Source organism: Cohnella suwonensis, from assembly GCF_042655365.1.
In the GTDB taxonomy this organism is placed as follows: Bacteria; Bacillota; Bacilli; order Paenibacillales; family Paenibacillaceae; genus Cohnella; species Cohnella suwonensis.
Genome location: NZ_JBHSMH010000041.1, coordinates 76,221 through 88,369 on the forward strand (window position 1 = coordinate 76,221; position 12,149 = coordinate 88,369).

The following is a 12,149-nucleotide window of genomic DNA, read 5'->3' on the forward strand; positions in this document are numbered from 1 at the left end:
GCTATCGCCTTTTAGTGCAACTTTCCATCAAATCCAATCGTATCTAATATATACGAATGTGAGATAAAGGATGGTAAACATGAATAAGTCGCTGAATGTAGTTTTAGCTTGTCTACTCTTATTAGGCTTGATTAGTGTGGCATCGAATGTAGACGAGGCGGCAGCGGCAACATCATCTACTCCGCAAGCTGCTCTCCCAGCTGGAGTCGTGAAGCCGGTGTTTATTAACAAGCTGGTCTCCATTAATGTAGTGGACGTGAATCTAGCACCGACTGATAGTGGCAAGACAGTATCTTATACCCTTAGCCTGTACAATGGCAGTACAAAATCAATTAATTTATTGGATTATTGGTTTAGGCTTGGGTCATCAGCAGGTGAAAGCTTTACATTGAAATTGACTGCTAGTGACAGTAAGAAGAAAACAATAGCTCCGAAAACGACATCGTACCTTAATCTTTATGCCGATGTGGGATCGTCCTCTCGGTTGTCTGATCTGATCTTGAAGGTGGTTCGCTTTGATTTTTCCCAGTCGAATTATGAGGCAATCGTTGGGAGTTTTAAGTTTCCCGCTGGATTCACTGCAGAAGTAAAACCAGGATCCTATAAGAAAATGTATCTTGGAAATACGGTTATCAATTCGAAGATATCCCAATCCTTAATAAATTCCACAGATGAATCACATCATCTCGAAGTCACGTTATCCTACAACAATGTAGGCAAACAAACGGTCAAGCTTTCGAAATACAAATATGTATTAGTAACCTCTGAAGGATATATGTACAATATGACTTCTGCGGAGGTTGGAGATGTTGAATTGTCTCCATGGAATCGTAAAGAGTTGCTTGTTACAGTAGATGTTCCGGCCACAGTGAAAAGCAAAAGCTGGAAGATTATTGCTTTAGAAGATGCTGGTGAAGAAGGAAAATCGATTCCAGTTGGAATATATCAAGTACTATTAAAGACCGGTAGCGCAACGACTGCAACTGATAATTTCACCTACTCCAATACACAAGGTAAGTATAAATTCGTTTTGAATTCTGTAACGCGTCAGCCTTGGGAAGATGGAGACGTTCTGTCTGCAAATATCCGAATCGAAAATCAAGGAACCGAACCGCTGTCCATTCCGACAATTGAAGGCTATTTCTACTTTGACAACAAAGTTAAGGTTAACTTCAAACGAGTTATTTCTTCTAGCGTAGTCGCCATACAACCTGGAAGCTCCGTACGGTTTAATGCATACGTGAAATTGGCATCAAATTATCAATTTAGCACAGCCAAAGTCGTACTGAATGAGAAAAAAGAGCAAAGCGCAGTTAAAGCCGGAGAATTACAATCCAGTTCCTTCTTAACGCAGCTACCTGTTCTGTCTGAAACATCCTTCTATGATATTAAACGTGATGGCAGTACCTCCAAGGCTTCGATCAATCGCGTTGCTGTTTATGAAGGACAGACTACAAAGACATATACGGTTCAAGTAGCAATCGAGAATATGGAAAAGCGTACGATTTCTCCAGTAAAGCTTAGCGGTTACTTTATAAATGAAAATCAGGAAATCTTCCCTGCAACTGCTGTTGTTGGTGAAGGTAAAGTGACTCCAGGATCCAAATCGCTTGTTCGTTTTGAAGCGATATTCCCTAAACAAGCATCAACTGCAAATCTTAAGTTAATTGTTGGGGAAGCTGTGAATGATCAGTCTTATGCGGAAGGAAATGCAAATGCTGATGCCTATGTGAACGCGGTAGCCTATGCGCTCCCGACGGATATCCCGGCTAAAACAAATCTGAAAGACGTACTTCTTTTACCGCATACGCTGACTATTGATAAATTTACACCATTGCTCACGAATGAAGAAGTCATCGTTCGTATGCATTATAAACTGGATAAAGATATGAACATTAGCATTTATCCGGAAGATAGAAAGTTACAAGCTGCAATAGAATATTTCGATAATTCCAAACAAGAATGGGTAACGATGTTCCAACAAGACTTAAATGTTGAGAAAGCCGCGACGCCATCCTTAAGTGTTGGAGAGCATGATTTGGAAATAAAACAACCAACAACGTATGATACAATTAACTACGATTATAATTATCGTTTTAGAATTTATGAGGTTGTTGGAAGCAATAAAAAAATGCTTGCTGATCGAGGCTTCACTTGGTACATCGAGAATAAGTGATAGGATAAATTCAGAAAGGTTGCAGAGAGTATAATCCTCTGCAACCTTTTGTTATTTCGATAAAAGTATTTATGTATCCACATTTTACGACTCTCTTATAACAAGTAAGTGTGTTAAAATATAATATAGTTATTATTTTAGAGAAGGGGAGAGCGGATATCCGAATTTCAGTCATTATTCCAACCCTAAATGCTGCGCCCTATTTGTCGAAATTACTAATTAGCTTACAAAATCAAAGCATTAAACCATATGAAATCATTGTGGTAGATTCCACATCTGAAGACGATTCTGCAGAAATTGCCCGGCGTATGGGGACCCAAGTATTAACTGTGACTAGGGGATCTTTTGACCATGGCAGAACTCGTAATTATGCAGCATCACATGCGATAGGAGAAGTGCTAGTTTTTATTACTCAAGATGCACTTCCATCCGATAATCGGTTCCTTGAAAATCTGGTCCAACCTTTTGATGATATAGATGTGGCTGCTGTCTGCGGTCGGCAAGTTGCACTTCCTGATGCGCGTATTCTCGAACGAATGAATATTGAATTTAACTATCCACTAGAACCGATGAGAAGATCTTTGGCTGATGTGAAGATTTACGGCATAAAGACATTTTTCTTTACCAATGTTTGTTCCGCGGTTCGTAAAGAGGTTTTTGATAAGGTTGGAGGATTCCCTGCACCTATAGTTTCAAACGAAGATATGATTTTAGCGGCTCGCTGTGTGTTGTCAGGTCATTCTATCGCATACGCCCCAGAGGCTCGTGTAGATCATTCTCATCAATACACATTAAAACAGCTATTTAATAGATACTTTGATATTGGCGGCTCTCTAAGGATGAACAACTGGCTTCTAAGTTATGCCAAGGCAGAGGGGGAAGGCATGCGATTGATCAAAGCACAGTTTCGACAGCTTCGTAAGCCCAAAATGTGGCGTTGGATACCACGATGGTTTGCAGAATCGACAGTTAAATTCACTGGCTATCGAATGGGACTCGTTTATCACGCAATTCCGCAGAAGATTCGCCGCAAATGCAGTATGCACCCACTATTCTGGGATCAAGTTGAATCAACGAAATCAATATGAGACGGGTAATGATATTGACTATGAATACTAGATCTTCGAAGATTACAGCTATTATTGCACTAGTTATTGCTATCGGTGCCTTTGGCTAGTACCAGTCGGTTGAGGCGGACAGCTCCTCTACTCCAGGTAATATTGATGATCCCATAGTAACCTAGAGCTATGTTGATCAGAGCGTTGCAAAACTTGTAAAGGAAGAGTTGGAGAATCTAGGTTCAGGTGGCGAAGGTTCTTCAACTAAGATTGAGGTTGTCACGGTTCCATGGGGTACCAAGATAATCGTAGCCGACGGTGGAGAATTAATTGTTCATTCCGGTAAAGCTATAGCCTACAGTACGGATGCTAATGGGTTATCTGACATGACGGATGGTCTAGATATAGCACCAGGAAAATCGGTAGCCACAAACCATCTAATACTTTTCCCAAGAAGCGGACAAGGTGTAGAGGCGGATCCTAAGCAGACCAAGGGGTTAATTGTACTGGTTAGGGGAGAATAACAGCTCCAATAAATGAAATTACTAATGAGTATCTTAAATAAACATGAAAATACAGGACTATAATCTTCGCTATCGTTATTAAAGACTAGATTAGAGTATCTAGATATAATTAAGGAAGTCTAGATGAATACGGAAGTTGGGTTAAGATGGATGAAGTAAGTCGAAGGGATAATATTAATATGATGAATGTCCAGTCTGTATGGAATCCCATCCAGATCATCACGAATTTGTGGAAAATAAGAGAGTTAATCATACAATTAACGAAGCGCGAGGTTTCAAGCCGGTATAAAGGATCATATCTTGGGATATTATGGTCCTGTATTACTCCAATACTCATGTTATCGATTTATACTTTTGTCTTTAGTGGCGTTTTTAATGCAAGGTGGAGTGTTGAAAGTAGTAGTAAAACGGAATTTGCCTTAATTCTCTTTTGTGGTCTTACGGCATTTAATATCTTTAGCGAAGTGTTAAGTAAAGCATCGGGGTTGATTATTAATAATGCTAACTACGTCAAAAAAGTCGTCTTTCCATTGGAAAGTCTTCCTGTTGTTTTATTAGGTTCGGCTCTTGTACAAGCTGCAATAAGTTTGATTATATTACTCGTAGCCCAGTTTCTGTTACTGGGGACAATTTATTGGACGATTATTATTATTCCGATTGTACTCCTACCCATTCTACTTCTATGTTTAGGTTTAGGATGGTTTTTATCGTCTTTGGGTGTGTTTCTACGTGACAGTGGATATCTTGTTGGAATTGGAATAACCGCATTAATGTTTTTAAGTCCAATCTTTTACCCAGTTTCCGCCATACCGAAAGGAATGCGATATTTATACAATATCAATCCGCTTACGAATGTAATCGAGAATATTCGTCTCGTAGTGATCTGGGGACAAATGCCGGATTGGACTTCGTGCTTGATTGGAATTGTAATAGGATTGCTCATAGTCGTGTTAGGATATGTCTGGTTTCAAAGGACTAAAAAGATGTTTGCTGATATATTGTAATATGGTTTTGATTAAGGAGATTACTATGAATTCAGATGTGGCGATTTCAGTAGAAAATATAAGTAAGTGTTATAAAATTTATAATAAACCTCAAGACCGTCTAAAACAGGGTCTATTTCGAGGGCGCAAGTACTATAGAGAGTTCTGGGCTTTAAGAAATGTTTCTTTCGAAGTGAAGAAGGGAGAAACAATTGGAATCGTAGGTAAAAATGGTTCGGGAAAAAGTACATTACTTCAGATCATAGCAAAGACTCTTGCTCCAACAAGCGGCAATATTAAGGTGAACGGCAGAGTCGCTGCACTTTTAGAACTTGGGAGTGGATTTAATCCTGAATTTACAGGGAGAGACAATATTTATTTGAACGGATCCATTCTCGGATTTTCTCAAGAAGAGATGGATGATTTGTATAATAGTATTGTTTCCTTTGCGGATATAGGTGATTTTATTGACCAACCTGTAAAAACCTATTCAAGCGGCATGACAGTAAGATTGGCTTTTGCCGTGCAAGTTATGGTTCCCAAGGAGATATTAATCGTCGATGAGGCGCTTGCTGTAGGGGATGAATTATTTCAGCGAAAGTGTTATGCAAAATTAGAGGAATTTAAGCAACAGGGAGGAACGGTCCTTTTTGTTTCTCACTCAGGCAGTACGGTTGTTCAACTTTGTGATAGAGCTGTATTTATAGATGGTGGTGAATGCTTGTTAGTGGGATTGAGTAAACGGGTTGTGAATTTATATCAAAAATTTATTCACGCACCAATAGAGAAAAAACAACAATTACGAGATGAAATAAAATCAATATTGAGTTCTACAAACCTTCAAAGTGATTCCTTCGAAGTGGAAGGGAATAAAATTTCTATAATAGATCAACCTTCAAGTATGATTGAACTAGAAGCGGCATATGATCCTCACTTTATTTTTCAAGGTACTATCTATGAGTCAAAAGGGGCCAATATTGTCTCTTGTGAAATATTGGATTCAAGCGCTAAGAAAGTGAATCTATTGGTTTCGAGGGAAACATATACTTGGACTTACTTGGTAGAATTCCAAAAAAGTTTCAACGATGTACAGTTCGGAATGCTTATTAAAAGTGAAAGTGGTTTGGAACTAGGAGGAGCAGTTTCTTCATGGCTGGGAAAAGGACTCCTTATTAAAGAAAACACACTTGTTAAAGTCGAATTTAACTTCACTGCAAATTTATTGCCTGGAAGTTATTTTTTGAACTGTGGTGTTATGGATGATTCTGGAACATACATCACAAGAGCCGTAGATATGTATGCTTTTAAAGTGCTTCATAGAGAAGGGTTGTTGGGTACAGCAATCGTTGATTTCCATATTGAGAATAAAATAACGATTTCAGATCTAGAAAATGAAATAAATGTGTAAAGGAGGGAATTCTCTCATGAGGACACAAGTTGTATGTATACTTGGAATGCATCGTAGCGGTACTTCATTAATTACAAGAGCAGTAAAATCTCTGGGTGTATATCTAGGCGAAGATCAAGACTTTGTTGATGCTAATTTTGATAATCCAGAAGGTTTTTGGGAGCGCAAAGATGTCATCTTGCTAAATGAGAGAATTCTTAGTTTATTGGGCGCAACATGGGATACTACTGCGACCTTACCAGATGATTGGTGGGAATCAGAGGAGATAGCTTTATTTCATGAGGAGATGCAAACAATCATCCGTGAGCAATTTCATACCCGACTGATTTGGGGCTGGAAAGACCCACGCACCTGTTTAACGATCCCATTATGGATAAGTGTGTTATCAAAAATGGAAGTTGAATTGAAATTTATTATACCAATCAGAAATCCTGTTGATGTTGCATCATCGTTGGAAAAGCGTAACAATATGAAATTTGAGAATGCAATGGGTATGTGGAATTTGCATACTCTTTCAGCTCTTTATTATACTTCAAATTTTCAAAGAATAATCGTGAATTATGATCGGTTTATTGAGGAGCCGACATTACAAATAAATCGTCTTGCATCATTTTTGGGGATACAACAATCATATGATTTCGAAAGAATAGCTAATGAAATTGTAAACCTTGACTTGCGTCATAAAAAAACAAACTTACAAGAATTAATTTTATTAAATGAAAGTGGCCGTGTTCAAAGATCATTAGTTGAAATCTATTCTTTGTGTTTGGAATTATCCAAAAAAATGGATTGGAAAGTGTCGAATGAAATAGAAAAATCGATCGGGGAATTATATAAGGATCTTCGACACTGGTCTAAAATGATATCACCTATTTTTGTAAATCAAAAAATCAAAATGCAATTATTTTGGAAACAGATTGATGAAGATAACTTCACAGAAGAAAAGTCACAAACTTACAGCATTGATGCTGATGGTCACTTCTATACTTACATTATGAGGTTAACCCCTAATTGTAATAATCAATTAAGGTTAGATCCTACAAATAGAGAGTGCTGGGTTTCGATTAAAAAATTGTGTTTTGTTAATTCAACCGGCTATCACCTTGATTTATTACAAAACAATCATCTGTATGATGGACAAGGTATTGTTAGAGTAGAGAACAATGGGGAAACCTTTGATTTAATATGTACATGTAATGACCCACAACTATTAATTCAACTACCTTCAGAAATTACAAACTCTGGAGGGGAATTAATTTTAGAGATGGCAGTTAAAGAAGAAATTTATGAAATCATGAATAACAATATATTCGAAAAAAGTATTAGATCACTTGAAACTAAAATTATGGAACAAACGAATGCGAATGATTTTTCTATACTTGATAAGTTTAGACAATTAGAATCGAATATTTTGAATCAAATTACCGGGAATAATAATTCATTAATGGATAAGATTGTTCAATTAGAATCCAAATTAGTGGAACAAACGGTATCACTTGAATTAGCGAATAAAGCAATAGAAAAAATTCAATCAACAAAGTTATGGAGACTAATAAGGAAACTAAAACTGTAAGATTGAAATATAAAATAGTAGGTTTGAGGTGCTAATTTTGACTGAAAATAAAACAATAGTTTGGCAGAATCGTCTGATTGATCGAGTGAGTAGAAGCCGAATACTGGGTCATAATAGTTGTGTGATTTGGTTAACGGGACTATCTGGCTCAGGGAAATCAACGATAGCTACGAGCTTGGAAAATGAATTACACCATCAGGGTGTGCTTACGTATGTTCTTGATGGTGATAATATTAGACATGGATTAAATAACAATATAGGATTTAGTGAAGCCGATCGTAAAGAAAATATAAGACGAGTAGGAGAAGTATCTAAGTTATTTTGTGATGCGGGAGTTATTACGATTGTTGCATTAATATCTCCATTTGAGGAAGATCGTAATTCGGTTAGATCACAATTTTCAAATGGTGAATTTGTCGAAGTATTTGTGAAATGTCCACTTGTTGAATGTGAAAATCGAGATCCAAAGGGGCTTTATAAAAAAGTTCGGGAAGGTAAAATTCCCAACTTCACGGGTATTGATTCCCCGTATGAAGAACCCAAAAATCCAGAGTTAGTTCTTGAAACGAATACAATGTCTATTGAGGATTGTATAAAAAGATTGATTGATTATTTAGTGGAAAATCCGATAAATATATTCTCAATCAAGGAGAATAATACATGAGAAAGATACGTAGAAAAGCCAAGAGAGTACTTCGAACCGCGTATCACAGACTTCCATTCTCAGAACGTTCAAGAGAGAGTTTAAAAAATATTTTTTTCAAGTCTTTCCGCATTGTATTACGAAATACAGACAGTTACAAAACTTGGTACCGCTATGTGAATCAAAATCAACCTGTTAACCATACGCAAATAACAATTGATTCATCAACGAATAATCAGAGAGATAAGTATATTAACGACTTGTTATTTAGATCAAGCAGCAAATCGCCAGACTATGTGCCTTATTCAAATGAATCGATTAACGCAAAAGATTATGATGTGAAATTAATCGCATTTTATTTGCCGCAATTCCACCCTATTCCAGAAAATGATCAATGGTGGGGAACAGGCTTTACTGAGTGGACTAATGTTACTAAAGCTGTTCCCCAATATACGGGGCATTACCAACCTCATCTACCGGATGAGCTCGGATTCTACGATCTTCGACTTATAGAGATCATGAAACGTCAAGCTGAGTTGGCTAAACAATATGGCATTTATGGATTTTGTTTTTATCACTACTGGTTTACCGGTAAGCGATTATTGGAGAGACCTGTTGACCAATTGCTTGCCCATCCGGAGATTGACCTACCATTCTGTCTTTGTTGGGCCAATGAAAACTGGTCTCGAAGATGGGATGGAGAAGAGAATGACATTCTAATGGAACAGAAGTATTCAGAGGAAGATGATCTGAATTTTATTCAAGATCTAACTCGTTACCTTAAAGACCGACGGTACATCCGTATTAATGGGAAACCGGTGGTTATGGTATACAGGCCAGGTCTATTTCCTGATTTCAAGAAAACGGCCAAACAATGGCGTGAGTATTGTACCAAGGAAGGAATTGGAGAAATTCAGCTCCTAGGTGTATCTTGGAAGATTAACCATCCCGAAGACTATGGTTTGGATGGTCTGGTTGAATTTCCGCCGCATTCCATACATGAATATGGCTGTGAGTTGATCAATGATAGTATTGAGGTCGTGAACCCTAATTATAACGGGTTAATTTTCGATTATAAAAAGTATGTCGAAGAAGAAAACTATTTATTTGATACCGACTATAAACTGTATAAGGGCATTAGCCCAAGCTGGGACAACACCGCACGAAAGCCGAACAATGGGACTATTTACCATAATTCTTCGCCCCTACTGTATAAAAAATGGCTAAAAAATATAATTAGACATACAGTAGCAAACTTCTCGGATGACAAGGTTGTATTTGTAAATGCTTGGAACGAATGGGCCGAAGGCGCTCACTTGGAACCAGATCGTAAATTCGGCTATTCCTATCTTGAGGCGACCAAGGAGGCACTCCAGGAAACAAGTAAGGAATTTGAGAAAAACTTGATAATCGTCTCCCACAATGCACATTTCAATGGTGCTCAGTTGTTAGCTCTAAATATGGTAAAAGCACTAAAAAAACATTTTGGTTATACCATCGAGATTATTCTTCAAGAAGGTGGAGTGTTATTAGAGGACTATAGAAAACTCGGGAATGTGACTTTGTTGTCGGAAGAGCATTGTCAAAAACAATTGGATTCAAAATTGTCGAAACTAGTAAAGAAAAATTTTCGATCAGCAATTTGCAACACTGTAATTACGGGAGATTTGGTTCAAAAATTAACGTTCAAAGGCATTAAAACAATATCACTTATACATGAACTACCTGGAGTAATCAAGCAATATAATGCAGAAGAGAAGGCTCGAGACATAGCTAAGTATGCCTATAAGGTTGTTTTTCCTTCCAACTATGTCGGAGATAAATTCAATCAAGTCGTTATGGTTGATGATTCTAAGAAAGTCATACATCCTCAAGGGTTATATAAATCCAATAAGTATAAGGGCAAAGAGGATTCCGCCCGCAAAGAGCTTAGAGCATTATTAGGTTTATCTGAGAATACTCGAATAGTCCTCGGAGTAGGTTATGCCGATTGGCGTAAAGGAATTGACTTATTCTGTGAAGTAGCGTCTCGTGTAACTAATAGCAATTCTGATGTCGTATCTATTTGGGTAGGAAATCGAGACCCCTATGCCCTCTCTGATATTAAAGATGAACTTATAGAAAGCGTCATATTTATAGAAGCAACGACTGAAGTTGATTTGTATTATGCGGGTGCCGATGTGTACTTGTTAACCTCGAGAGAAGATCCATTTCCTTCGGTAGTAATGGAATCGATGAACGTAGGAGTTCCTGTAATCGGATTCAAGGATGCCGGAGGCTTCGGGGATATTGTAACAGAGACTACAGGTCGATTAGTGGATCATTCAGATACGAACCACATGGCAATAGCTGTGCAGGAACTCCTTGAAGATAATGATCAAAGGGTATTGAAAGGTAATGCAGGACGTGAACTAATTGAAAATCAATTTTACTTTTTGAACTATTTGTATGAGTTGCTGGAATTGTGCGGTCATTCTTTCAAAAAGATAAGCGCAGTCATTCCGAACTACAATTATGCCCATTATTTACCTGAGCGATTGAATTCGATACTCAACCAGACTTATCCCATTTATGAGTTGGTTGTTCTGGATGACGGCTCAAAAGATACTAGCTGTCAAGTGATTGATAGTTATCCTTTCGATTCTAAACTAAAGGTTAAAAAATTGTATAACGAGAAAAACTCCGGCTCTGTTTTTCGACAATGGGCTAACGGCGTTGCCAGTGCAAATGGAGATTACATTTGGATCGCAGAAGCTGATGATCTATCTGCTTTGAATTTTTTAGAAGAGGTTGTACAAGGATTTGAAATGGATGAACAAGTCGTATTAAGTTATTCGCAATCCAAGCAGATGTCGGAAAATGGGGATATTCTGTCGAATTCTTACTTAGACTATACAAGAAATTTGGACCCCGATAAGTGGAGTAAACCACATATTGAAATGGGATTAGTAGAAATACAGGAAGTATTATCAATAAAGAACTCCATACCCAACGTTTCAGGTATCTTATTTAAAAAAATTGAAATCCCAGATGAATTATTAGAAGAGTTAGTGAGTTACAAGATTGCAGGAGATTGGCGATTCTATGTATGGCTCTTGCAGCACGGCAAACTATTTTTTACTAATAAATCTCTTAATTATCACAGGCGACATACGAATAGTGTGACCAAAAGTGAAAATAAGCTGCTCCATTATAATGAAGTGATTAGAATGCAAGAGTTTGTGAAAGTAAATTTCGAAATGAGTAATGAGTCGATAACAAAAGCAAATGAATATCGGGTATATTTACAACAATATTTAGGAGTAAAAGATTGTTAAGTGGAGGATTTATTGTTATTTCATGTTCTCAGTAGTCGTGCTCATTTGTCAGTTGAGCGTTTGACCCCCTACTTGTTAATTTCCTCTGGGTTGGCTTGAATTCTTATGCGTGTCCGCGAAGGAGGCGATTGAGCTGGCTATTTTATCGCTCTATCAATTGATGAGGCAGATAACCTAACCCAGAGGTTGCGTAGGCTTCTCACCAAAGCTTCAAGCATGCTTTGGATGACTTTAAATTGAAGCCTGCTATCACAAAGATTTCTTTCTTTTAGCGTCGTGCTTTCCTGGTGCATTTTCACGGCAGTTAGCTTAAAGGAAGGTGTATAAGTGAATTCAAAGTGATATCTTTCTGGCAAAGTTCATTTTTATCTTTCCAAAGCATCTTCAAATATATTTATATTCCTACCAACAATTATTATGGTAAATTAAATCTTCGCTTTTGGATGTTTTATATAACATAGACGATG

At 37.5% G+C, this 12,149-nt stretch carries 7 protein-coding genes; all 7 read left to right on the forward strand.

All coding sequences use genetic code 11. The features are described from left to right. Positions 1-79 precede the first annotated feature (79 nt). The 7 genes from ACFPPD_RS13070 to ACFPPD_RS13100 all read left to right on the forward strand — a co-directional run bounded on the left by ACFPPD_RS13070 (position 80) and on the right by ACFPPD_RS13100 (position 11,682). Positions 80-2,176, forward strand: coding sequence for a hypothetical protein (locus tag ACFPPD_RS13070; protein ID WP_209745231.1), 2,097 nt, complete (start codon positions 80-82; stop codon positions 2,174-2,176). A 110-nt stretch (positions 2,177-2,286) separates the two neighbouring features. Beyond that, positions 2,287-3,264, forward strand: a complete 978-nt coding sequence (locus tag ACFPPD_RS13075; RefSeq protein WP_378082429.1) for a glycosyltransferase family 2 protein — start codon at positions 2,287-2,289, stop codon at positions 3,262-3,264. A 640-nt stretch (positions 3,265-3,904) separates the two neighbouring features. After that, positions 3,905-4,762 carry an ABC transporter permease gene (locus ACFPPD_RS13080; RefSeq protein WP_378082431.1) on the forward strand — a complete coding sequence of 286 codons (858 nt, stop codon included), beginning with the start codon at positions 3,905-3,907 and terminating at the stop codon, positions 4,760-4,762. Between the two features lie 25 nt (positions 4,763-4,787). Then, positions 4,788-6,149, forward strand: coding sequence for an ABC transporter ATP-binding protein (locus ACFPPD_RS13085; protein ID WP_209745234.1), 1,362 nt, complete (start codon positions 4,788-4,790; stop codon positions 6,147-6,149). Between the two features lie 16 nt (positions 6,150-6,165). Then, entirely contained in the window at positions 6,166-7,722 is a 1,557-nt protein-coding gene (locus tag ACFPPD_RS13090; protein ID WP_209745237.1) for a sulfotransferase family protein, read from the forward strand. Between the two features lie 37 nt (positions 7,723-7,759). Beyond that, complete coding sequence (gene cysC / locus ACFPPD_RS13095) at positions 7,760-8,386, forward strand: adenylyl-sulfate kinase (protein ID WP_209745239.1); 627 nt, start codon at positions 7,760-7,762, stop codon at positions 8,384-8,386. Next, positions 8,383-11,682 (forward strand): glycoside hydrolase family 99-like domain-containing protein, encoded by a 3,300-nt coding sequence (locus tag ACFPPD_RS13100; protein ID WP_209745241.1) that lies wholly within the window; start codon positions 8,383-8,385, stop codon positions 11,680-11,682. The genes cysC and ACFPPD_RS13100 overlap by 4 nt, the downstream gene beginning before the upstream one ends. Positions 11,683-12,149 lie beyond the last annotated feature (467 nt).

Bases quoted from the DNA above. Each gene is read 5' to 3' on its own strand.
- ACFPPD_RS13100 (WP_209745241.1), top strand. From the start codon at position 8,383: ATGAGAAAGATACGTAGAAAAGCCAAGAGAGTACTTCGAACCGCGTAT.
- ACFPPD_RS13090 (WP_209745237.1), top strand. From the start codon at position 6,166: ATGAGGACACAAGTTGTATGTATACTTGGAATGCATCGTAGCGGTACT.
- ACFPPD_RS13085 (WP_209745234.1), top strand. From the start codon at position 4,788: ATGAATTCAGATGTGGCGATTTCAGTAGAAAATATAAGTAAGTGTTAT.
- ACFPPD_RS13080 (WP_378082431.1), top strand. From the start codon at position 3,905: ATGGATGAAGTAAGTCGAAGGGATAATATTAATATGATGAATGTCCAG.
- ACFPPD_RS13070 (WP_209745231.1), top strand. From the start codon at position 80: ATGAATAAGTCGCTGAATGTAGTTTTAGCTTGTCTACTCTTATTAGGC.